The 23,765-nt window shown below is 61.7% G+C and carries 18 protein-coding genes; 11 read left to right on the top strand and 7 right to left on the bottom strand.

Annotated features, from left to right (window positions below; genetic code table 11):
• The first annotated feature begins 6 nt into the window (after positions 1–6).
• The 5 genes from ACS4RS_RS30300 (at position 7) to ACS4RS_RS30280 (ending at position 4,329) form a co-directional block, all read left to right on the top strand.
• Positions 7–1,023, top strand: coding sequence for an oligopeptide/dipeptide ABC transporter ATP-binding protein (locus ACS4RS_RS30300; protein ID WP_439011938.1), 1,017 nt, complete (start codon positions 7–9; stop codon positions 1,021–1,023).
• Positions 1,024–1,977 (top strand): oligopeptide/dipeptide ABC transporter ATP-binding protein, encoded by a 954-nt coding sequence (locus ACS4RS_RS30295; RefSeq protein ID WP_439011937.1) that lies wholly within the window; start codon positions 1,024–1,026, stop codon positions 1,975–1,977.
• A 24-nt stretch (positions 1,978–2,001) separates the two neighbouring features.
• Complete coding sequence (locus ACS4RS_RS30290) at positions 2,002–2,937, top strand: dihydrodipicolinate synthase family protein (RefSeq protein WP_439011936.1); 936 nt, start codon at positions 2,002–2,004, stop codon at positions 2,935–2,937.
• 166 nt (positions 2,938–3,103) lie between these two features.
• Positions 3,104–3,778 (top strand): L,D-transpeptidase, encoded by a 675-nt coding sequence (locus ACS4RS_RS30285; RefSeq protein WP_012555764.1) that lies wholly within the window; start codon positions 3,104–3,106, stop codon positions 3,776–3,778.
• 14 nt (positions 3,779–3,792) lie between these two features.
• A complete protein-coding gene (locus ACS4RS_RS30280; protein WP_439011935.1) occupies positions 3,793–4,329 on the top strand; it encodes an OmpA family protein in 537 nt (178 codons plus the stop codon).
• Between the two features lie 50 nt (positions 4,330–4,379).
• On the opposite strand, the gene ACS4RS_RS30275 is transcribed toward ACS4RS_RS30280, so the two are convergent.
• The 4 genes from ACS4RS_RS30275 to ACS4RS_RS30260 form a co-directional block, all read right to left on the bottom strand.
• Positions 4,380–5,326, bottom strand: a protein-coding gene (locus tag ACS4RS_RS30275) for an IS630 family transposase (RefSeq protein ID WP_439011934.1) whose coding sequence is annotated in 2 segments (ribosomal slippage) — positions 4,380–4,985 and positions 4,988–5,326 — 945 coding nt in all. Because the reading frame shifts where the segments join, the coding sequence is not laid out codon by codon here.
• A 387-nt stretch (positions 5,327–5,713) separates the two neighbouring features.
• Positions 5,714–6,889 carry an IS91 family transposase gene (locus tag ACS4RS_RS30270; RefSeq protein WP_439008559.1) on the bottom strand — a complete coding sequence of 392 codons (1,176 nt, stop codon included), beginning with the start codon at positions 6,887–6,889 and terminating at the stop codon, positions 5,714–5,716.
• 12 nt (positions 6,890–6,901) lie between these two features.
• Entirely contained in the window at positions 6,902–7,762 is an 861-nt protein-coding gene (locus ACS4RS_RS30265; RefSeq protein ID WP_439008560.1) for a tyrosine-type recombinase/integrase, read from the bottom strand.
• 137 nt (positions 7,763–7,899) lie between these two features.
• Positions 7,900–10,362 (bottom strand): glycoside hydrolase family 3 C-terminal domain-containing protein, encoded by a 2,463-nt coding sequence (locus ACS4RS_RS30260; RefSeq protein ID WP_439011933.1) that lies wholly within the window; start codon positions 10,360–10,362, stop codon positions 7,900–7,902.
• Positions 10,363–10,509: 147 nt separating this feature from the next.
• Between ACS4RS_RS30260 and ACS4RS_RS30255 the strand changes: the two genes are divergently transcribed.
• Positions 10,510–11,145, top strand: a complete 636-nt coding sequence (locus ACS4RS_RS30255) for a TetR/AcrR family transcriptional regulator (protein WP_037073613.1) — start codon at positions 10,510–10,512, stop codon at positions 11,143–11,145.
• 199 nt (positions 11,146–11,344) lie between these two features.
• Here the strand turns inward: ACS4RS_RS30255 and ACS4RS_RS30250 are convergent, their stop codons facing one another.
• From ACS4RS_RS30250 to ACS4RS_RS30240, 3 genes are all read right to left on the bottom strand, one after another.
• The gene (locus tag ACS4RS_RS30250) at positions 11,345–14,371 is read right to left on the bottom strand and encodes an alpha-mannosidase (protein WP_439011932.1); all 3,027 of its coding nucleotides are present in this window, start codon (positions 14,369–14,371) and stop codon (positions 11,345–11,347) included.
• Between the two features lie 1,091 nt (positions 14,372–15,462).
• Complete coding sequence (locus ACS4RS_RS30245; RefSeq protein ID WP_012555759.1) at positions 15,463–16,467, bottom strand: substrate-binding domain-containing protein; 1,005 nt, start codon at positions 16,465–16,467, stop codon at positions 15,463–15,465.
• On the bottom strand, positions 16,464–17,822 hold the full coding sequence (locus ACS4RS_RS30240; RefSeq protein WP_244429873.1) for an ROK family protein: 1,359 nt from the start codon (positions 17,820–17,822) through the stop codon (positions 16,464–16,466). Before ACS4RS_RS30240 ends, ACS4RS_RS30245 begins: the two co-directional genes overlap by 4 nt.
• 186 nt (positions 17,823–18,008) lie before the next feature.
• On the opposite strand from ACS4RS_RS30240, the gene ACS4RS_RS30235 reads away from it, so the two are divergent.
• From ACS4RS_RS30235 to ACS4RS_RS30215, 5 genes are all read left to right on the top strand, one after another.
• On the top strand, positions 18,009–18,821 hold the full coding sequence (locus ACS4RS_RS30235) for a TIM barrel protein (protein WP_439011931.1): 813 nt from the start codon (positions 18,009–18,011) through the stop codon (positions 18,819–18,821).
• Between the two features lie 44 nt (positions 18,822–18,865).
• Entirely contained in the window at positions 18,866–19,984 is a 1,119-nt protein-coding gene (locus tag ACS4RS_RS30230) for a substrate-binding domain-containing protein (protein WP_439011930.1), read from the top strand.
• 114 nt (positions 19,985–20,098) lie between these two features.
• Complete coding sequence (locus ACS4RS_RS30225; RefSeq protein ID WP_439011929.1) at positions 20,099–21,265, top strand: Gfo/Idh/MocA family protein; 1,167 nt, start codon at positions 20,099–20,101, stop codon at positions 21,263–21,265.
• A complete protein-coding gene (locus ACS4RS_RS30220; protein ID WP_003592173.1) occupies positions 21,262–22,836 on the top strand; it encodes a sugar ABC transporter ATP-binding protein in 1,575 nt (524 codons plus the stop codon). The genes ACS4RS_RS30225 and ACS4RS_RS30220 overlap by 4 nt, the downstream gene beginning before the upstream one ends.
• Complete coding sequence (locus tag ACS4RS_RS30215) at positions 22,829–23,764, top strand: ABC transporter permease subunit (protein ID WP_439011928.1); 936 nt, start codon at positions 22,829–22,831, stop codon at positions 23,762–23,764. Before ACS4RS_RS30220 ends, ACS4RS_RS30215 begins: the two co-directional genes overlap by 8 nt.
• Position 23,765: the final 1 nt, after the last annotated feature.

Raw genomic sequence — 23,765 nt, 5'->3', positions numbered from 1 at the left:
GAGCCGATGGAACAGTCAGCCGGACCGGTACTCGACATCAGGGGATTGCGAACGATCTTCCGCATCCGCGGCGGCGAGATCACGGCAGTCAACGATATCGACCTGACCGTTGCCGCCGGCGAGACGCTGGCGCTCGTCGGCGAATCTGGCTCCGGCAAGTCGGTCACCAGCCTGTCGGTCATGCGGCTGCTCACCCGTAACATCGGTGTGATCGCCGCCGGCAGCATTCGCCTGACGACGCGCTCCGGCGCGGTTCGGGATCTTGTTGCCCTTGATGAAGAGAGCATGCGCAGGATCCGGGGTGACGATATCGGCATGGTGTTCCAGGAGCCGATGTCGAGCCTCAATCCCGTTTTCACGATCGGCGATCAGATCGCCGAGCCGATCCGCATCCATCGCGGTGCAAACCGCAAGGCGGCGATGGACGCAGCCGTCACGCTGCTTGAAAGCGTCGGCATACCGGACGCCCGGCGCCGTGCCGACCAATACCCGCACGAACTGTCGGGCGGCATGCGCCAGCGCGCCACGATCGCCATGGCGCTCGCCTGCGATCCGGCGCTGCTGATCGCCGATGAGCCGACCACGGCGCTCGACGTGACGATCCAGGCGCAGATCCTCGATCTGCTGCTCAAGCTGCAGCGCGAACGCGGCATGGCGATGCTCTTCGTCACCCACAATCTCGGCGTGGTCGCCGAAATCGCCCATCGCGTCGCGGTCATGTATGCCGGAAGGATTGTCGAAGAAGGGCCGGTCGGGGAGGTTTTCCGTAATCCGAAGCATCCCTACACGATGGGTCTTCTTGCCTCCATGCCGCGCCTCGGCGACGCATCGCGGATGAAACAGGCGGGCGAAAAACTCTCTGCCATTCCCGGCATGGTCCCGAGCCTGATGAACATGCCGAGCGGTTGCGCCTTTTCCCCGCGCTGCCAATTCGCGATCGATGCCTGTCGCGCCGCGATCCCCGTGCTCGAACAGGTCAATCCGCAGCACGCCAGCCGCTGCCTCAGATGGCAGGAGATCTAGATGAACGCACCGCTGCTCTCCGTCCGCGACCTCTCGAAACATTATACGTCCCGCGGCACGCGGCTGAACATTCTTGAGGGTATCTCCTTCGATATCGGCAAGGGGGAAGTCGTCGGGCTTGTCGGCGAATCCGGCAGCGGAAAGACCACGATCGGGCGTTCCGTCCTCCGGCTTGTCGAACCCTCCACAGGCAGTGTCCGTTTCGACGGACAGGAACTCACCGGACTTTCCGCCTCGGCGCTCCGACGGCAACGGCCGCGCATGCAGTATATTTTCCAGGACCCTTTCGCCAGTCTGTCGCCACGCCTGACGATCGGGGAAATCCTGACGGAGGGCCTGAAGATCCAGGGGATCGGATCGCCACGCGACAGGCTCGAACGGGCGCAAACCGCGTTGGCCCAGGTCGATTTGCCCGCTGAGGCGATCAATCGCTATGCGCATGAATTTTCCGGCGGGCAGCGCCAGCGCATCGGCATCGCCCGGGCATTGACCTTGTCGCCGGAATTCATTGTTGCCGACGAGCCGGTCTCGGCACTCGACGTGTCGATCCAGGCGCAGGTGATCAACCTGCTGCGCGAGTTGCAACAGCGGCTTGGCCTTACCATGCTGTTCATTTCGCATGACCTCGCCGTCGTCGAATATATCTGCGACCGGGTGATCGTGCTTTATCTCGGCCGCATCATGGAGATCGCTCGGAGCGCCGATCTCTACGCGCGACCGCAGCATCCCTATACGCGCGCGCTTCTCTCGGCCATTCCATCGCCCGATCCGGATGCCCGCCGGAACCGGCAGATCCTGAAAGGCGATATTCCAAGCCCGGCCAATCCGCCGAGCGGCTGCGTTTTTCGCACGCGCTGTCCGAGTGCGCTCGAAGCCTGCGCCCGCGCTGTTCCGCAATTGCGGGAGATTGCGCCCGGCCATTTCAAGGCCTGCATTCGCGACGACCTCGACTGATCCGCCATCCACCGGAGAAAACAGATGAACGTCAAGACGCCGCATCCGGCCATCGGCGGAAACTGGGCGAGCCTGCTTCTGCCGATCGCAGCCGATGACAGCATCGAATTCGATAAGCTCGGCGAAGAGATCGACATCCTCATCGATGCCGGCGTCGACGGCATCTATTCGAACGGCACCGCCGGCGAATTCCACAATCAGACGGAGGAGGAATTCGACAGGATCGAGGCGATGCTGGCCGAACGCTGCAAGGCTTCCTCCATGCCCTTCGTGATCGGCGCCTGCCAGCCCGACCCGCTGATCATGCTCAATCGCATCAGCCGCGCCGCCGCGCTCAATCCCCGCGCCATTCAGGTCATCTTGCCGGACTGGTGGCCACTTACCGATGCCGAAGCGGTCGACTTCCTGAAACGGGCGGCCGAGGCCGCCGAGGGAATTCCGCTCATCCTCTACAATCCGCCGCATGCCAAACGGGTGCTGGCGCCCAAGGAACTGGGCATGGTCTGCGCGGCAGCGCCTGCGGTGATCGGCATCAAGCTCGCCGATGGCGACGCTTCCTGGTATGCCGAAGCCCGCCGGCATCTATCGGGACTTTCGCTCCTCGTCCCCGGCCATCATCTCGCAACCGGCATCAAGGAGGGCGTTGCGACAGGCTCCTTTTCCAACGTGGCCTGTCTCAGTCCACGCGGTGCTCAGGCCTGGACGGTGTCGATGCGAGACGAACTTGACGCCGCTCTCGATCTGGAGAGACGCATCTGCACGTTTATGGACGCGCATATCGTCCCATTTCGCCAGGAATTCGGCTATTCGAACGCCGCTCTCGACAAACTTCTAAGCGCCATCGGCAATTGGGGACCCGTGGGCACGCGTTTACGGTTTCCGTATCGGTCGATTGACATGGCGGAAGCGGTCAGGTTGCGGCGCATCGCCCTCTCCGAACTTCCCGATCTTTTCCCCTGAGGTTGCCCTGGGCGAACGGCCCCTGGAGTAATGAGCGGAGCAATACAGATCATGAGACCGCAGACGCGATCCCGGTCTTGAAGGAAGAGAAGAATTTTCTGTTGTCGCAAATGAAAAATCTGATTTACTGACATTCGCTGCTTTGGCTTTAAGGGGGATATTGCCGATGGTGGGGACCCGCAGGGATATTTTGCTTGGTGGTTTGGCGTTACTTGGCGCCGGCGCAGTCGGCAAATCGGCCTTCGCCGCGGCGTCTTCCTTTTTTGACGGCACCACCGTCGACAATGGCGTGACGTTCCGAAGGACCAACTTCGCCAAGATCGACAGACGGTGGCAACGCCAGGTCGTCAAATATTTCAGCAGCGAGCCGATCGGCACCGTCGTCGTCGATACGAGGCACCATTTCCTCTACGTGATCATGGAGAACAAGACCGCCATCCGCTACGGCGTCGGCGTCGGTCGCGAGGGCTTCAAATGGTTTGGCCGCGCTACGATCGATGCCAAATCGCTTTGGCCGCAATGGACGCCGCCGCCGGAGATGCGCAAGCGCCATCCCGAACTGCCTGAATTCGTGGCGGGAGGCTCACCGAAAAACCCGCTCGGACCCCGCGCCATGTACCTGCATCGCGACGGCGTCGACACGGGCTATCGCTTCCATGGCACGCTTGAGCCCTGGAGCATCGGCAAGGATGCCTCCAGCGGCTGTATCCGCATGTTCAACGAGGATGCCATCGACCTTTACCAGCGCTGCCCGATCGGTACGGCTGTGCAGGTTCTGCCGCATATCGCCGACCAGGCCGAAAGCACCACGCAGGTCAGCCAAACAACCCCGGTCGAATGAGGAAAATAACTCTGATGTCTGCTACGACCGGATATACGAGGCGCCTTCTCGCTGCGGCCATGCTCCTGGCGCTGGCCGGCTGCTCCACCACGGAGATCGCCTCCCTGGAAGAACCCACCGTGGCGCCAATGACCGGCCAGACCAACGATCCCGCGCCCGGCTTCGAAAACGTCGCGGCGGGCAGCGAAGAGGATTTTATCCTCAATGTCGGCCGGCGGATCTACTTCAAGCAGGACTCGGCCGCGCTCGATTCCGTCGCCATGGCAACCTTGGACAACCAGGCCAATTGGCTCAACAGGAACCCGACCTGGCTGCTCAAGCTGCAGGGATTTGCCGACGATTCCGGTTCCGCGTCGAAGATGGAGACGCTGTCGCAGAAGCGCGCCGACGCGGCGATGGCCTATCTCGCCTCGAAGGGCGTGGACACCAAGCGCATGTGGGCCAAGGGCTACGGCAACGATCGCGAAGTCCGCGACTGCACCGAGCGCTCCTGCAAAGTGCAGAACCGGCGGGTCGTCACCAATCTCCGCACCCAGCCCGACGCGGTTTGACCGCAGATCGAGCGACGGGCCTCAGCATTCTCCGCTAGAGCGGGATGATTTTACGTCCGTTCATATCCGGCTTCCTTGAAGTAGTTTAGGCACTCTTTTGGCGAGACGGTTTGGAGGATGGCTGCCAGTGCGTCGTCGATGGCGTTGCGGGTTCTGGCCTGTGCCTGTCGCAGCCCGTGTTTGATCTTGGCGAAGAGCTTCTCGATCGGATTGAGATCTGGGGAGTATTGCGGCAGAAAGAATAGTCGGGCGCCGGCCCAACGGATGGCGACCCGGATCGCCTTGGCTTTATGCGAGCCGAGATTGTCCATCACGACGATGTCGCCAGGTTTGAGCTCTGGCACCAGCACCTTTTCGACATAGATGAGGAAGCGCTCGGCGTTGATGGGGCCATCGATGATCCATGGTGCGCTGACGCGGTCGGTTCGAAGCGCGGCGATGAAGGTCATCGTATTCCAATGGCCGAAAGGAGCTTTGCCCAAGAGCCGTTCGCCACGCGGCGCCCAGCCTCTGAGCGGCGCCATGTTCGTCTTCGTCCAGGTTTCGTCGATGAAGAGAAGACGGGCCGGATCGATGCGATGGCGATGCTTCAGCCAGCGCGCCCGCCTGGCGGCGACGTCGGGTCGCTCCCGTTCGCTGGCGACCAGCGTCTTTTTTTATAACTCAGCCCTTCATCCCGGACGAAGGCCCAGACGGACCGGTAATCCACGTCCAGACCCCGCTCCGCCAATTCCGCGACCAGCCCGCGCAACGTGAACGCACTCGCGCGGCAGCGTTCGACAAGCCATTCCCGGTGGCCACCGCAGATCGCCCGCGGCTTGTGGCCGCCCATCTGGCCGGGTGCTGCGCTGCCCGTTGCGTGGAACCGCCGTACCCAATCGATCGCGGTGCTGATGCCAATGCCGAACCGTTTGGCCGCAGCCCGGCACGACAGCCCCTCCTGCGTCACCGCCCCGACAACACGCTCTCGCAGATCATTCGAAAAAGGTCTCGCCATCCAGACCGGCCTCCTTACCGGCCTGAAGGATGAATCTGATTTGCGTCCAAAAGGGAATCTGGAGGGTTCTGTGAGGTCCGGGCGCTGTGCGTGCGGCATTCACTGATCGGACCTCATTGAAGCCGGATTGAGCGAAGGCGCGGGTTGTTTGGCGCTATGGGGATTTAGCCGAAGCGGTGGATGGCGTTTTGCAGGGTTGAGCCTTGCCGGAGCCCGTGGACAGGTATGGAAGGAGATTCTTGCCGGTATTTGCGGTGTCTTTGACGCGCCTGTCGGCTGGTTTGCATCGACCGAAACGTCGCTCGGGCACGATTGGCCAAAGCACTCGCACCGCGGCTCTTCGGCATGCCGACGCTGATCGTTGCAATGATGGCGCGCGTGGTATGATCATGAACTGTCGTTCCATGCTGGCCGACGTACCGGCTGGAGCGGGGTCCACGCGCCGATGATCGTCATGGTTCCGCCGCAACAGGAGCAGCGGTGCAGCAAAGGTGGTGGCTTTGTGTCCGGTTCTTCGACCGGGTGTTCCGGCGGCGGGACGTCGAGCAGGCTTCGGCACAGGTCCAGCTTCAGTTGCCGATGGCCATTGGCAAGCAGGCCATAATGACGAATGCGGTGAAAGCCGTCCGGAACGGTGTGAAGCAGGAAACGGCGGATGAACTCGTGGGCATCGAGCGTCATTACCTTTTGCCTGCCGCCCGTTCGATAGTCCTTCCATCGGAATGTGACTCGATCGCCATCGATGCTGACGAGGCGGGAATTGGAGATGGCAATGCGATGGGTATAGCGCCCGAGATAGGCCAGCACCTGTTCGGGTCCGGCAAATGGCGGCTTGGCATAGACCACCCAGGCGACACGCCGCGTTTCTTTGACAATGTGATTGAACGCCGCCGGATTGGCCAGGCCGGCGATATCGCCAAAGAACCGAAGCTGGTCCAGGTCGTAGGCCTGCTTCAGCTCTTCAAGAAACAACCGCCTGAACAGGGATGACAGAACGCGCACGGGCAGGAAGAAGTTTGCCCGGCAGGGAACCCAACGGGACTGGTCCGCCGACAATCCGCCGCCCGGCACGATGCAGTGGATATGAGGGTGAAAATGGAGGTTCTGTCCCCAGGAGTGCAGCACCGCGATGAAGCCGATCTCTGCACCCAGATGCCTGGGATCGGCAGCAAGCTTGCGCAACGTCTCGGCGACGGCGCGAAACAGGATCGTGTAAACGGCATGTTTGTTCTGGAAGGCAATTGCGGCGATCTGCTGCGGTAGGGTGAAGACCACGTGGAAATAGCCGACAGGCAGAAGGTCGGCCTGTCGGGCAGCAAGCCAGTCACGGCTCGCCTGTCCCTGGCACTTTGGGCAATGCCGGTTGCGACAGGAATTATAGGCGATGCGGAACGCCGCGCAGTCCTGACATTGCTGGACATGCCCGCCCAGGCGAGCGGTCCGGCACATCTCGACCGCACTCATGACCCGGCGTTCGACACGCCCGAGATGGGTGTCGTGGGCTTGACGATATCTTTCCCCGTGGCGGCGAAAAATATCCGCCACCTCCAGTCCCGCCGCCATGGCGAAACTTGCTCAGCTTGGCGGCACCACCTCCAGCGTCAGTCGGTCGAGCGGGCTGGTCGTGCTGCGGATCAGGGTATTGGAAACCTTCGTGTAGCGTGCCGTGGTGGACAGATTGTTGTGGCCGAGCAAAACTTGGATGATGCGGATGTCGGTTCCGCTTTCCAAAAGATGGGTGGCAAAGCTGTGGCGCAGCGTATGCACCGTTACCCTTTTGTCGATGCCGGCCGCGGCGCACGCCGAACGGCAGGCAGAATACAGAACCTGGACGTCGATGGGCTTGGTCTCGTCCCGACCCGGAAACAGCCAGACCTCGGGTCTCGCCAGCCGCCAATAGACCCGCAGGATCGCGAGCAACTGCGCTGACAGCATGACGTTGCGATCCTTTCCGCCCTTGCCATGCTCGACGCGGATGATGCCGCGTTCGCCATCAATGTTGCGGACCTTGAGATGGACAGCTTCCGAGGCGCGCAGCCCCGCCGCATACGCTGTCGTCAGTGCGGTACGGGTCCTCAGGCTTGGAACGGCTTCCAGAAACCGCACGATCTCGTCGCCGTTGAGGATCGTCGGCAGCTTGGCCGGTGTCCGGGCATAGGCAATGCGCTCCGGTATCTCGCCATGACCAAGCGTGACGCCAAAGAAGAACCGCAGGGCACAAACTGTCTGGTTCAAGGCTGGCCATGATAGGCCCGATGAAACCAGATGCACCTGAAACGCGCGCACGTCTTCCAGTCCAAGACGGTCTGGCGATCGCCCGAAATAGCGCGAGAACTTCGTTACCGCATGTAAATACGATCGTTGCGTTGCTGGCGAAAGATTGCGGATCGTCATGTCATCGATCATGCGCCGGCGTAGAGGGCTCATCTCCGTCATCGTCATCTCCTGATTGAAGGTTGGGCAAAACAGCCCATTCCTTCAATCAGGAGCGCTTCATGCAATCAGATCCTCCAAATGCCGCGAAAGCGGCTTCGTTCAATCCCAATTGCGATTCCACCTAAAATCATCCCGCTCTAATGCGAAGGCGACAGCACGTGGGTGAGTGGTGAGGACAGATCAATGACAAACCTGATATCCGCCGCATTCACCGCCACGACCAGCTGATAGTTGCCGGGTTCGGCGCGGAAGGCGCCGGTCTCGACATCGAAATAAGCGAGATCCCGCGGCAGGATCTTCAGCACCGCCGTGCCGGTCTCGCCGGGCTGCAGCGAAAGCTTTGCGAAGGCGCGCAGTTCCTTGTCGGGCCGCTCCACCTTGGTCTCCGGCGACCGCACATAGAGCTGCACCAGTTCCGAGCCCGCCCGGTCGCCGATATTGGTCAGGTCGACGCTCACGGTGATCCCTTCAGATCCCATTTCGCCGGTCGACAGCCGCGGCTCAGCCCAGCTGAAGCGCGTATAACCAAGACCGAAGCCAAAGGGAAAGAGCGGCTCGACGGCGTGAGTATCGTGATGACGGTAGCCGACGAAGACGCCTTCGGCGTAGCGCACATGCCCGTCCTTGCCGGGATAGACGGCGGGATCGCCTGTGATGGCGGAATTGTCGGTGAGCGCCTTCGGGAAGGTCTGCGGCAGGCGGCCGCCCGGCTCGACATCACCGAACAGCACGTCGGCGACGGCATTACCCAGCTCCTGCCCCGGATACCAGATCTGCAGCACGGCGCGGACCTTGCCGAGCCAGGGCATTTCCACCGGGCCGCCGGTCTGCAGCACGACGACGGTGTTGGCATTGGCGGCGGCCACCCGCTCGATCAGTTCCTCCTGCCGGCCCGGAAGCCGCATGTCGGGCAGATCAAGACCTTCCGTATCCCATTCGCCGTCACGGCCGACGAAGAGAAGCGCCAGATCGGCATTGCGGGCCGTCTCGACGGCTGCCTCGATATCGGCCTCGCCGAGCGGCTTTTCCACGCCGAAACGGACGGCGATCAGGTTGATGCCCTCCCCGCTCGCGGTGGACGGCTCATATTCGACGGTCATCGCATAGGCCCGGCCGGCCTCGAGCGCCACGGTGCCGCGCTGCTCGTCATTGGCCGTGCCGAAATAGTTTTCGCCGCGCGTCCAGCCATCATGGCCGTCCACCGTCAGCGCACCGTCGACAAAGAGCCGCGCCAAGCCGGCATTGGTCATGCCGAAAACATGATCGCCACTCTCCTCCGGCACGAATTGCATGGTCATCCTGGCCGAAAAATCGGCAGGGTCGAGTTCGCCCGACGGCAGCTCGAACCAGAAGAATTCGCCCTTGTCGACGGTCTCCACATGCAGCGGATTGCCCTTGCAGCCGCGGCCCTTGAAATATTCGACCGTGATCTTGCCCTTGAATACGTCGATCAGACGGTTATGGCGGCAGCCGACCGCATGGCTGATGCTGTTGGCATTGGCAAGGGCGGCGCGAATGCCTTCGAGCGGGCTCACCGTATAATGCGCCGCAATCTGTGCGCTGCCGCCGCCCATGACGCGCGCGCTTGCCGCATTGGGGCCGATGACGGCGATGCGGTCCAGCGAGGTTTTCGCCAGCGGCAGGATGCCGTCATTCTTGAGGAGCACCGCGCCTTCCGCGCCGAGGCGCCGGATCAGCGCCCGGTCTTCCGGCAGGTCGACCGTCCGCTCTGTCAGATCGGGTTTGCTCTCGAAGGCGCCGACCCGCTCGAGCAGAAGCAGCATCCGCCGCGCCGCAGCCCGTACCGTCGCCGCCTCGACCTTGCCCTCGCGCACGGCCGCAACCAGTTTCTCACCGCGATCGCGCGCCGGACCCGGCATTTCGAGATCGAGACCGGCATTGATCGTCTCTTCAGTCGAATGTGAGCCGAACCAGTCGGACATGACAATACCTTGGAAACCCCATTCCTCGCGCAGCACCTTGGTCAGCAGCCAGTGATGTTCGCTCGTATAGGTGCCGTTTAGGCGATTATAGGAGGACATGACCGCCATCACACCGGCGCGGCGCACGGCCTGTTCGAAGGGCAGCAGGTAGATTTCGCGCAGCGACCGCTCGTCGATATCGGACGACATGGTCTGCCGCTCGATCTCGGACTCGTTGCCGGCAAAGTGCTTGATCGTCGCGGCGATCCCCTCGCCCTGCACGCCGCCGATATAGGCAACGGCCAGCTCGGCAGTCAGCATCGGATCTTCCGAATAACATTCGAAATTGCGGCCGTTGAGACCGGAACGATGGATATTCACCGTGGGCGCCAGCAGCACCGCGGCACCCTTGCTCTTTGCCTGACGCGCAAGGGCTTTGCCCATCTGCGAGACGAGTTCGGGATTCCATGTGGCGCCGAGCGCGATGCCGACGGGAAAGCAGGTGGCCTTGACGCCGGCGACCAGGGAACCCGCGCCGCGCGCACCATTCGGGCCGTCCGTCACCTTGATCTTCGGCACGCCGAGGCGCTCGACGGGGACGGTCGTCCAGAAATCGGCGCCGGATAACAGCGAGACCTGCTCCTCGGGTGTCATCTGGTCGAGAATGGAATCGATCATGCAAACCTCCCACGGAAATCCTTAAACCTACCGATTACTCGGTATTTTTAAGATGTCAATCGGACAAGCCTGATGTATGGATGGAAAGCATGGGAGAAATCGGCCGAGGACCGGCCGACCGCCGCTCCAAGAGGCAGACAAGAGACGATGGCAGAATTGTCGGAACATCAGGCCGGAGAGGAAAAACGACCGCGCCGATCCCGCAAGGGAGAAACACGCCGCGCGGAAATCCTGACGGCGGCGATGCGGCGCTTTGCCGAGGACGGCTACCAGAATGCCGCGATCGGCGACATCGCCCGGGATGTCGGCCTGTCGCTGCCCGGCTTGCTGCACCACTTTCCTACAAAGGTCGATCTGCTACTGGCGATCCTCGCGCAACGCGACCTCGAAAGTGCTGATTTCATCGAGCACTATTGCTCCGATCTCAGCGGCCTGCTCAAGGGCATGGTTGCCATCTTCCGCCGCAACGCCGAAATGATCGAGGTCGTCAGGGCCTTCGCCATCTTGAATGCGGAGAGCCTGATGAAGGACCACCCCGCCAAAGCATGGTTTCTCGGCCGCGCCACCCAGATGCAGAAGGATGTCGCCGCGACCTTCGAACGGGCGATTGCCGACGGCACGATTGACGCCAAGACCGACAGCAGGGCAATGGCCGCCGAACTGATCGCGGTGATGGACGGGCTGCAGATGCTCTGGCTGCGCGATCCCGACCGCTTCGACATGGTCGGCGGCTTGGAGGCCTATGTCGGCCGGCTGCTGGCAAGCCTCGGCTTGAAGGACTGATCGCGTATACCTCCAGCGAAGCCGGCCAACCGGTTGACGATGCCGCTTACGGCTTCGCGGTACCTCTGCCCGACCAGCCAACCCGTATGTCTTGTACTCTGACGACCTATACGCGCCGCCGATGTGCCGCGCTGTCGTCCGGCCTTGTCCGCGCCCCCGCATCGGAGCGGCAATGACGGGCTCTCTCAAGAATGAACCGTCAGGCCTTTTGCAGCCGCCACGTCCTGATTTCAAATGGCATGATCTCGGCCGGCCCCTTCCGCTCCATCGGTTCCTCCAGAATGTTGAGCGGCGGCGAGGTCGACCATCCGGACGGCAGGGCAAGCGAGAGGCGGCCGCGCCGGCCGGCGGGTTCGTAGAGGCGCAGGATCAGGCCGTCGCCCGCTTCCGCCGGTTTCAGACCGGAAAAGGCGACGGGAGTGCCGGCGACCGCAAGCGGCGCGAACGTGCCGGCGGAGAGGCCCTTGGCCTCCACCGCGACCAGCGGCTGGTTGAGATCGATCGCCTCGTCGAGCACACCGCCTTCATGCCAGGCGCCGTCATGCGGCATCAGCGCATAGGTGAAGCTCTGCTCGCCTTCATCGGCCAGCGGATCCGGATAGATCGGCCCGCGCACCAGGCTCATGCCGATCACATTGCCGCGGGCGCTGTGACCATATTTGGCATTGTTGAGCAGTGCGACGCCGAAACCCGGCTCACTGATATCGACGAAGCGATGGGCGACGGCCTCGAACATTGCCTGCTCCCAGGAAGTGTTCGTGTGGGTCGCCCGCTCGACGATGCCAAAGGCGCATTCGAACGTTGCCTTCCGGGCCTTTACATCGACCGGGTTGAGGGTGCGCAGCAAGGTGCGGCGGTCGTGCCAGTCGATCGTCGTTTCGATATCGAGCCGCTTGGAATTGGCGGTCAGCACATAAGTCTGGGTAACGCTCGAATTCCGGTAGCGATGAACGACGCGGATTGCCGCGGGGTGCGGGCCGCTTTCGACGAGCGAGATGCTCTCCGGCGCCTCGAGACGGACGGCCTTTTCGGCATAATCCGCATCGATATCCCAGGCGTCCCAATTGCGCGGCTTGTCATCCGGATAGACCCAGAGCTGGTTGGCCGAACCATCGACCGCTTCCCGGCCACTCGCCTTGTGGATGAGGCTTGAAACCGCCCCGTCCTTGCCGATGACGACGGCGAGATGATCGTTTTCGAGACGATCGGAACTTGCTTTCAGCCCGCCGGCCGGCTGCAGGGACTGCCTGTCGAAGACCGCCACGGACAGAGGAGCGACGATATCGCCGGCCGAGATGACCGTGCCGTCGGCAAGCGTGGCGCTCACCGGCCGCGGCGCAAGCGACGGATTGACGACGACGAGCGCATCGCCAACCCCACCCTTCGGCAGATGGGCCGAGAGCGCCTGCAAGGCCTTTGCCTGCTCGGACTTGGCATTGTCGATGACGCCGCCGAGTTCCTGCTCCGCATCCTGATAGACCTCGCGGATGCTCGATCCCGGCAGGATATCGTGAAACTCGTTCTTCAGCACCACGCGCCAATCCGCTTCGAGGCTTTTCGGCTTGTCGGCACCCAGCATATGGGCAAGTGAAGCAAGCGTTTCTGCGGTGATCAACGCCCGTTCGGCCTGGCGATGTTTGCGCTTGACGCCGCTTTGGCTCGTCAGCGTCGCGCGGTGCAGTTCGAGATAGATTTCACCGTCCCAGACCGGAAGGTTCTTTTCCCTAGCGGTGCGATGCGCCTTCTCATAGAAGCTTTTGACGGTGCCCCAGCGCGCCTGCGGGATGGCCGGGAAATCGCGCAATTGCACTTCGCGCTCCACCATTTCGGGCGTCACGCCGCCGCCGCCGTCGCCATAGCCGACCGCCAGAAGCGAAGTATCGTGCTGCACCTTGCCGCGGAAATTCTTCCATGTCGGCACATAACAATCGGCCTGCACGAAGCCGTTATATCCCTGCATCGGATTGTCGAAAGTGTGGGTCAGCACCTGGCTGCCGTCGAAGCCCTTCCACCAGAAGAGATCGGAAGGGATATGGTTGGTCTCGCTCCAGTTGACCTTGATGGTGAAGAAGCTGTCGATGCCGCCCTGTCTCAGGATCTGCGGCAGCGCGCCGGAAAAACCGAAGCAATCCGGAAGCCAGCACACCGTATGGCGCGTGCCGAAGGTCTTTTCGAAATAACGCTGGCCGTAGAGAACCTGGCGGACGAGGCTTTCGCCTGTGGGCATATTGGTATCGGGCTCCACCCACATGCCGCCGACGGTTTCCCATTTTCCTTCCGCGACCTTCTCCTTGATGCGTTCGAGAAGCTCCGGGTCTTCCTCTTCCATCTGTGCGTAATAATGGGCGGTCGACTGGTTGAAACGGAAATCGTCGGAGCGCTCCATCAGCGACAGCGCCGTATTGAAGGTGCGCCGCATCTTGCGCCGCGTCTCGCGATAGGGCCAAAGCCATGCGAGGTCGATATGCGCATGACCGGTCAGCAGCAACTCGCCATTCGGCGGAAAGCGCTTCTGCAGTTCCTTCAACCGCGCCGTCAAAACCTCGAAGGCCGAGGCTGCCGAGGCGCTCTGCTCAACGCTCAGGCCTGCCGGGTTTGCCGCAAGCTCCGGCAGCTCCCAGATTTTCTGCTGCATCGCGGCGTCGGCGGTGCGGGAGATGTAAGCCGCCGTATCCGACGGCCAGTCTAGGCTGCGCAGGGCCTGTTCGGCGGCATCCATCAGATGCGGCACGACTTCATGCTCGCCGAGCACGTCGATCGCCTCGGAAACCTGCTTCAACAGAAGGTGCAGGCGATGGGCCGGGCCGTCGAGCCAGATGAACCGGGCCTTGTTCAGCCGCGGGGCCCGGTTCGGCTCGCCGAACGGAAAGCGCGCGACGCTTTCCGTCGCAATCGAGAAACGGCGGCCCTTTACCGGGAATTCCTGATGATAGGGGTCGAGACCGAATGTTTCGCTTTTGCCATCGGGATAGCTCAGAGTGATCAGGCTCTCGCCGCCGAGATCGAGCTGCAGACGGATATCTTCGAGGGGCCAGCCCTCCGGCGCTGCGGCACTTACGGCAAAATGCACGACGCCTTGGCGATGCGGCCAGTCCTGCTGATGGCCGATCGGCTCACCCTCGAATGTCCAGCCGTCGATCGGGCTACTCTGCCGATCCCGCCAATGCGCCAGCTCGGTGATACGGACTTTCAGGCGGTCGAGGCGTTGGGCAATGGTGAGAGGCATGGCTTATCCTGTTGAAAAATCGGCGGCAAACGATTCGGGATCATGGCTTTGGGAGATGAAGATGGTGCGACAGAGATCGCTATCGCCCGCCCCTCCTCCCAGCGGGTCCTGACGGCCCTTAGATTAAGTAACTTTGATTTGCCGTCAAGCGTAGAGGACAGTCTTTGTGAAGCGAGCCACTGTCGATGTCCAATCTTTCCCTCCCAACTCTCGTTCCCAATGTTCGATAGGTAACTTCCACCCGTTCAAAAGGCGACGAACGAACGCTGCTCGCTGCCAGCACCGAGAGGGATGATTGCCTCTACGTCTTGAACCGTTAAACTTGGCCTCGACCGCGAGAGCATGCCGTGCGCGGGTTGTGTGCATGGCGGTGAAGCCTGGGGCCTCGACCAAGAGACAGACTCAGCTATGCGGCGAAAAATGGTCCAGTGGAAAAGCCGAGGTCAGACCGGTGGGCCGTGTAGCGACCAACCTTAATCTTGTAGACCTACGGAGACGACCGGCGTCTAGCCGACGTTGGCAGGTGAGGCGCTGTTTCCGACCCGGTCGAAGAACGGCCGGCCATCGTCGAGATGTTCGTGGAAAGGTTCCGCGTACGCCTCCGCGGAATACCTGGTGAAGGAGGCTGACGGGTTCGTAGCGCGAGCTTTCGCGGCATCGTAACGCTAATGCTGCTTTCGCTTCTTGTATGGGCAGCAGCTCTTCAGGCCCTGTCAACGCACCGTGGACGAGTGCCCGCAGCTCTTTGCGCACCGGAATGGCGCTTGAGGGGCAGCAGTTGCGTGAAGAGAATGGCAACCATGTCGTCGACAGGGCTTACCCAGAAGAAGGTGCCTGCCGCCCCGCCCCAGCAATAGGCTCCGACATGCGCCGAAATTTGTGCCTCGCTGGATTAGCAACTCATTATGGGGTCAGCGGTTCGTATCTCTTCAAGGCGCGGGAGCCCACCGAATAAGCGTCGTTCGTGAATCCGTGATGCACTGAAATCGCCGCCAATCCGCTGCTGGTCAACCTGAGTTAGTCCGGTTGATGGGGATTGCCTAGCACGTGAAGTGGATTGTCGTCTTGTCAAAGCCCAGTGGACCGAACCATCATCGCACCAGCTTCTTGCGACGCAGCAGCTCCCGCGGCGCGGATGTCTGCCAGACCGTCTGGAAGGATTCCACCACATTGTCTGGCGTAACCGCCAAACCCGGTAGCGCCACCCACGCTGGTGGAAGCCGACCAAGTAGTGAAGTCACCGTTGTCGACGCCGCAGTCTGGCCCTGTCTGAAGGGTTGCTGGGCCGCTATCGCTACGATGGGCCCGCCGGCAGCAAGTTCGATGGCCGCATCTCGGCCAAGATCGATGGTCGCGATCGGAATCGTCATCCCAGCTTCCACGATCGCGCTTGCCGCTGCAATGGCAGGCGTGTCCCAAACCACAAAGAGGCCATCGAGCTCGGGGATATGCCTCAGGAGCCCTTCTGCGGTGGATGCGGCGTCCGACAGTGCCGAGAACCGGCGAATCGTAATCTTCAGGTCACGGCGATTAATTCCCATCCATTTCACGAAGGCGATTTCCCGCTCATTTGTAGCAAAGAAGTCCGCGGCATAACCGAGAACGCCTACCTGTGCCCCGACTTGGAGATGGGGAGACAGGCTCTCAGCAGCCATTTTTCCAAGGCCGAAATTATCGGCTGAAATAAGTGAGACGTAGTCCTTAGTCGGCAAGAGGCCAGTTGGCGCGTTGTCTAGCAGCACGAGTTTTATGCCGGCGGCGCCGACACGCTTGTGGGCTTCCGCGACTTTGGCGTTAGCGACGGGCAGGGAGATTATTGCATCGGGCGCTTCGCGGACCAGCCGGTCAAGTGCTTGGATTTGCGTGTCTGGTTCAAAGGCGCAGTCGGCGACGTCGATGACCACAACCCCACATGCACCAAGCGTGCCGACCAGCCCGGCTAGCAGTTGCTTTGCCCAGTCGCTGGCGGTCGTGTGCAGGACGACCGCGACGCGGAGCCCTCCAGCTCGTGCGCGCGCCATGTCTTCTGGCAAGAGGAGGACCCGTTCGGGTGCTGCCGCACGCTCTCCATGGGGTCCGAGACCTGTGATCGTCATCGTTTCCCCTTTTTCGTTCCAGGCGGGTGAGGTGTTTCGGCTTCTCCATTTCTTGCGGAGATCCGTCTTTTAAGATCGATGAAGCGGGGATGGGCCTGCGGCCTGCCTGCCATGATCCAATCCCGCAAAATCGCCGGTGCGAACAGGGCTTCGGCGGCGGTGATGGCGGCGCCGACCAAGCCTGACGAGCTACCCATCTGCGAGCGGATGATCTGCAGGTCGCGACTGACGAGCGGGTGGCATGCACCGTAAATTGCCTCGCGCGCGGAGGCGAGAAGAATGTCATTGGACTGGGCGATGGAGCCGGCAAGAACAATAATCTCAGGGTTCAACATATTCGCCAGCGTGGCGATGACCTGGCCAATCAACCGGCCACTTTGCGAGAGGGTATCGATCGCGCCGCGATCTCCCATCTGTGCGGCCTGTGCGACCTCCATCGCGGTTATTTCCTGACCGCGCCGCATCAAGTCGGCAATGATCGGGCTGTGGCCGCGTTCTGCCGCCGCCCGACACTCCCTGGCGATTGCGTCCGAACCCGCCATCTCCTCGAGCGTCCCTGTTCTGTCGCCAACGACGACGGGAACCGCACCGATCAAGCCCACGGCCCCTTGCGCCCCCCGAAAAAGACTGCCGTCGCCGACCAATCCGGCGCCGATCCGCTTTCCGACCTTGATGACCAGCATCGTTTCATGGCCGATGCCGGCACCAGCGCGCAATTCACCCATGGTCATCGTCTCGACGCTGGAACGCAGCCACACCGGCGCATCAAAGGTTTCGACGAGCCGCTCGACGATCGGAAAGCTCTCCCAGCCCGGCAAGGCGGAAGGTGTCGAAGTTTGAAAAAATGCTTCCCGTCCATCGGCCACCGCACCGGGTGTCGAAATCGATATGCCCCACAGATCGTGCTGAGCGCCTTGGCGTTCTATTATCCAGCGAAACAGGGCGGTCAGGCGATCGCACAGGCTGGAAACTGGTTCGGTCAGGTCCGCCTCTTCGTGATGTTCCATGATGAGCCGTCCCGAAAGATCGGCGATGCCAACTCCCAACGCCGTCTGGTCGAGGGTCGCAACCAAGATGCTCGCGCGATCAGTGGAAAAGCGGACCAGACGTGGTGCACGGCCGCCAGTCGCGGCGCCGAGCTCGCTCTCGTCGACGAGGGCCAAGTCAATCAAGGTACCGAGGCGGTCGGCGACAACGGCGCGGCCCAGCTCGCTGTCGCGCTCGATCTCTTGCCGCGTCGTCGAGCGCTCGGTGCGGACGAGATTGAGGATCTCGACCAAGCTTGGCGCCGCCGTCTCGGATGTTCTCGGACGGCCCTTTTTTCGTGCAAGTGTGCCGGCGTCCAAATCTGCCATGGAGGACATCCAGCCTTCCTTTTGAATTTCGTCGAGCAACCTAGATAGGACGCACTCTTAAGGGGCGCAACAACAAACTTTTGTATTAAATCAGCAAAAGATAGCCAGCTTATGTTGAATATATATTGACATCGGCTTTTTCGCTGCGTAGTTGTTTGCGCATCGGAGGCATTCGGGAGGACAGCGATGACCGACTTCAAGCTCGCGTATCATGCGAATTGCTGGGGAGACCTGGGGGGCAACGCTGCCGGTGTGACGTCGATCACCCAGCTTTCCTACCGGACATTCGGCGACATGCGGCGTGCATTTGAAGACATTGCCCGCGCGGGCTATGAGGGCGTCGAGCTGTTTGACGGAAACCTGCTCGATTTCAGTGTCTCGGACATGCGCTCGCTGTTGACGGATCACGGGCTGTCGCTCGTTGCGACTTACGCCGGTGGCAACTTCATCTTCGACGATATTTTGCCTGAAGAGCTGGCGCGCGTGACGCGCGCTGCCGATCGGGCTGCCGAACTCGGCGCTCCCCATCTTGTCGTAGGCGGTGGAGCTAGGCGCTTCGATGGCGTGCGAGAGGCCGATTACCACAAGCTCGCCGCGGCGCTCGATCGCGTCAAGGAGATCGCTGACGGCAGGGGACTTCGCGCCCACTATCACCCGCACCTGTCGACAATCGTCGAAGGTCCTGGCGAGGTTGCCAAGATTTTATCCATGACGTCGATCGACTTCTGCCCCGATACGGCGCACCTCGCTGCCGCAGGCGGCGACCCTGCTAAGCTCATCCGGGACCATTCTACCCGCATCAGCTACATCCACCTGAAGGGATTGCAGCGCGAACCGTTCGCGTTCACGCCGCTCGATCGCGGTGACGTTCCCACCGAGGGCATCATCGCTGCCATGCGCGACGTTGGCTTCAAGGGCTGGGTTTGCGCGGAACTCGATGCCTGGGCCGATCCGCTGGAGGGCGCGACGGCCAGCATGACCTATCTCAAATCGGCCTGAGGGCCACGATCTGGGGCAAGAGCCCTAAACTCTGGGAGGAGAACATGACCAATAGACGAATGTTTATGTGCGGCGCTGCCGCCGTGTTGACGATCGGCCTGGTGGGACCGGCTTTTGCCGATCCGGACTCGGCCTTGGCAAAACTGCAGGAAAGCGTCCTGTCGAAGGGACCGTCGGGCGAAAGCCCGTCACCGGCCTCAGGCATCAGTTTGAGCGATGAGGAACTCGGCAAGATCAAGGCGATGAACGCCACGGCGGCCATTGTCATGCATTATGGCGGCAACGACTGGTCGCGGGCGCAGATCAACGGTCTGCAGACGCAGTTCAAGACGATGGGCATCAAGGTGATCGCGGTCACCGATGCCGGTTTCAAGCCGGAAAAGCAGGTGGCCGACCTCGAAACGATCATGGCGCAGAAGCCCAATATCATCGTTTCAATCCCGACCGACCCGGCAGCGACGGCAAAGGCCTACAAGGCCGCAGCCGATGCCGGTGTCAAGCTGGTGTTCATGGACAACGTCCCGGCGGGCTTCAAGGCGGGAAGTGACTACGTTTCCGTCGTCTCCGCAGACAATTACGGCAACGGCGTCGCCTCCGCCCATCTCATGGCAAAATCGTTGAACGGCGAAGGCGAAATCGGCGTGGTCTTCCACGCAGCCGACTTCTTCGTCACGAAGCAGCGCTACGACGCCTTTAAGGCGACGATCGCCTCCGACTATCCGAAGATCAAGATCGTCGCCGAACAGGGGATCGGCGGCCCGGACTTTTCAGGTGACGCAGAAAAGGCGGCTTCTGCAATTCTGACCTCCAATCCCAACGTCAAGGGCATCTGGGCCGTCTGGGATGTACCGGCAGAAGGCGTGATCGCCGCGGCGCGCAATGCCGGCCGTGACGATCTCGTTATCACCACGATCGACCTCGGCGAGAATGTCGCGATCTCGATGGCGCAGGGCAGTTTCGTCAAGGGCCTCGGAGCACAACGCCCGTTCGATGCCGGCGTTGTCGAAGCGAAACTCGCAGGCTATGCCCTCGTCGGCAAGGAAGCACCCGCCTTCGTGGCGCTGCCAGCCCTACCAGTCACCCGCGACAACCTGCTCGATGCCTGGAAGACCGTCTACTCCACCGAGGCGACGGCCAACATCAAGACCAGCCTCGGCCAATAATTCTACAATGAGCGCCGCAGCCTGCTGCGCCAACGGATGACAGTGCGGAGGCCTTCCTCCGCACTGGTCGATGACGACATGGCGCCTCAGCGCCAGTATTCAGGAGACAGACCCATGACGAAAATTATGAACGTCGCCATGATCGGGGGTGGCTTCATGGGCAAGGCGCATGCCATGGCCTATGCTTCCATGCCGATGTTTTTCTGGCCGGCACCGGCCATTCCCCGCCGCAAGGTGGTGGTCGACGTCACGGACGGACTGGCTGACGAAGCCCGTCAACGCTTCGGTTTCGAGGAAGCATCCTCCGACTGGCGTTCGGTCGTCAATCGCGCCGATATCGACGTCGTCGACATTTGCACTCCGAACAACGTCCATGCCGAGATCGCCATCGAGGCGTCCAAAGCCGGCAAGCACATCATTTGCGAAAAGCCACTGGCGCGCACGGTCGAAGAGGCCCGCGCCATGGCGGAGGCCGTCAAGAAGGCCGGCGTCATCAACATGGTGGCCTTCAACTACCGGCGCACGCCAGCCGTGGCGCTTGCCAGGAAATATATCGAAGAGGGCCGCATCGGCCGCATCCTGAACTTCCGCGGCACCTATCTGCAGGACTGGTCGGCCGATCCGAATTCGCCGCTCTCCTGGCGCTTCCAGAAGAAGATCGCCGGCTCCGGCACTGTCGGCGACATCGGCACGCATGTCGTTGACCTCGCACATTATCTCGTCGGCCCGATTGCCGAAGTCATCGCGCTGACCTCGACCTACAACAAGACGCGGCCCCTGCAGCAGGGCGGCGTCGACAAGCTGGGGGCAGCTGAAAAGGCGGCCGATGCCGAACGTGGCGAAGTCGATGTCGACGACGAAGTGGTGTCGATGCTGAAATTCGTAAACGGCGCGATCGGTAGCCTGGAGGCGACGCGCAATGCTTATGGCCGCAACAACTTCATCACGCTTGAGATCCATGGCACCAAGGGATCGATCCACTTCAATTACGAACGCCGCGACGAGCTGCAGGTGATGTTTGCCGACGATCCGGCCGATGCACGCGGCTTCCGGACGGTCTACACCGGTCCTGCTCATCCCTATGGCGGCGGCCTGTGGCCGATCCCCGGCCTCGGCATCGGCTATTCCGAAACGAAGATCGTCGAGTGCTACGATTTCTTCTCCGCAATCGCCAAGGGCCGCCAGCCGAGTCCTAACTTTGACGATGGCCTGCTGACGGAACTCGTGGCGGATGCATTTCTGCGCTCCGGTGAAAGCGGCACGTGGGAGAAAGTCGGATGAACAACGGCGTCTCAGCCGTCCGGATGACCGGAATATCGAAGGCCTTCGGCGGCGTTCGCGCGCTCGAAGGCGTCGATTTCGAAGTCCGGCCAGGCGAGATCCACGCACTTCTCGGCGGCAATGGCGCGGGTAAATCGACGATCCTCAAGATCCTCAACGGCGTGCACAAGCCGGATAGGGGAAACATCGAGGTCGCGGGACGAAACCTGAGCGCCCATACGCCGGAGGAGTCGCGTGCGGCGGGGATCGCGATGAATTACCAGGAAATGAGCCTGGTACCGACCTTGACGGTGGCACAGAACATCTTCCTGACGCGTGAAAGCCGCAACGGTATGGGCCTGATCGACGATGGCGAGGCCGAACGTAAGGCCGCCGAGCTGTTTGCGATGCTGGAGGTTTCCGTCGACCCGCGCGCCATTGTCGGCGATATCGGTGCGGGGCAGAAGCAGCTGACGGAGATCGCCAAGGCGATTTCGCAGGACGCGAAGATTCTGGTCCTGGACGAACCATCGACAGCCCTGGCCGTGTCCGACGTCGAACGCCTTTTCGCCTTCCTAAGGAAGCTCAAGGACAAGGGTGTCGCGATAATCTATGTCAGCCATCGCATGGACGAGATCGCCCGCATTTCTGATCGCGCCACGATCCTGCGCGACGGGCGGCACGTGATCACGGCGCCGATCAGCGAATTGCCGATCGACACGATGATCGAACACATTGTCGGACGTCGCTCAATGGGACTGTCCGATGTGTTGCGCGGGACTGCATCGCGCGGCGACGTGGTGCTCGAGGTTACGAATCTGAGTGGCACGCACAAACCGAGGGACGTATCGTTCGCACTGCATAGCGGCGAGGTTCTCGGACTGGCAGGGCTCCTCGGCTCCGGCCGATCTTCGCTCGCGAGAGTGCTTGCCGGGATAGAGCCGGCCTCGAGCGGTACAATCCGCGTCCACGGCTCCGACGCTTCCATCAGGACGCCCAAACAAGCGATCGACGCCGGGCTGGCACTTGTTCCGGAAGCGCGCGCCACCCAGGGTATCATCCCTGCCCATTCCGTTTCCGCAAACATGGTGATGGCGGTGATCGGACGGCTGTCGCGGGCAGGCTTCATGGACGCAGCCGCGGAACGGAAGCTGACGGACGACCAGATCCAGCGGCTGGCGGTCAAGACGGCAAGCCGCGATCATGCCGTATCGACGCTGTCTGGCGGCAACCAGCAGAAGGTGGTCATCGGCAAATGGCTGGCGACCGACCCGGATATCCTGATCCTGGATGAACCGACCGCCGGCATCGATATCGGCTCCAAGGCCGAGATCATAAAACTTGTGCGCGAACTCGCGGCCGCGGGCAAAGCGATCATTATGGTCTCATCCGAACTGTCGGAATTGCTCACGGCATGCGACCGGATCCTCGTCATGACTGAGGGGCGTGTTCATCAGGACCTGCCACGGGAGGCTTTCGACGATCCGTCCCTCCCCGCCACCGATCTTGCACACCGGCTCCAGGCCGCCGAGCAGCGCCTTCAAATCGAGATTCAGCGGGCCTTGAGGCTCCAGGAGACTTCAGATGCCTAACGCCTTCCTGTCGAACTGGCGCCAGAACATCATCTATATCGGCTTCGTGGTCATCTTCATCGTTTTCGCCATCGCGCTCAACGACAAGGGTTTCCTCAACATCAACAACCTGCTCAACATTGTCAGGCAGACGGCAATGATCGCGGTGATGGCGATTGCGATCACTTTTGTCCTTTCGGCTGGAGAGATTGACCTTTCCGTCGGCGCCGTTGCGGGGTTGTCGACGGTCACCGTTGCGATGGCGATTGCGGTTGGCGGCCCATCCGCAGGCGTTCTCGCCGGTATCGGAACAGGACTTGCCGTCGGCATTTTCAACGGATGGCTGACCACGCGCGTCGGCATTCCCTCCTTCCTCACGACCCTTGCGATGATGGGTATCGCCAAGGGCGTTGCCATGTGGATTTCGGCGACCGCGGCCGTGCCGATACTGTCACCCGGCTATTCCTGGTTCTTCGGCGGCGGTAATATCGGCCGCATTCCCGTCCTGCTCTTCTGGATGGCCATCCTCGCGGTGATCGGCCACATTATACTGCGCCGTACAGGTTTCGGGCGACGTGTGCTGGCGACCGGCGGCGGCGAGACGGCATCGCGCTATTCGGGCATCAACACACGCGACATTAAGTTCAAGGTCCTGGTGATATCGTCCTGCGCCGCAGCGCTTGCCGGCATGCTCTACGCGGGACGCCTGCAGTCTGGCCGGTTCCAACTCGGTGAAGGCGACGAGCTCTCGGTAATCGCTGCAGCCGTTCTCGGCGGCACCAGCTTGTTCGGGGGCAAGGGAACGGTCATAGGGACGGTGGTCGGCGCGCTCATGATCGGTCTCATCAACAACGGCTTGATTCTGATGGGCCTCGAATTCAGCCAGCAGCTGATCGCCCGCGGCGCCATCATCATCCTGGCCGTTGCCCTGAGCCAGAAGCAGAGCTGAA

This window comes from Rhizobium sp. F40D2, from assembly GCF_051810745.2.
In the GTDB taxonomy this organism is placed as follows: Bacteria; Pseudomonadota; Alphaproteobacteria; order Rhizobiales; family Rhizobiaceae; genus Rhizobium.
This window is presented reverse-complemented; position numbering and strand designations above follow the sequence as displayed.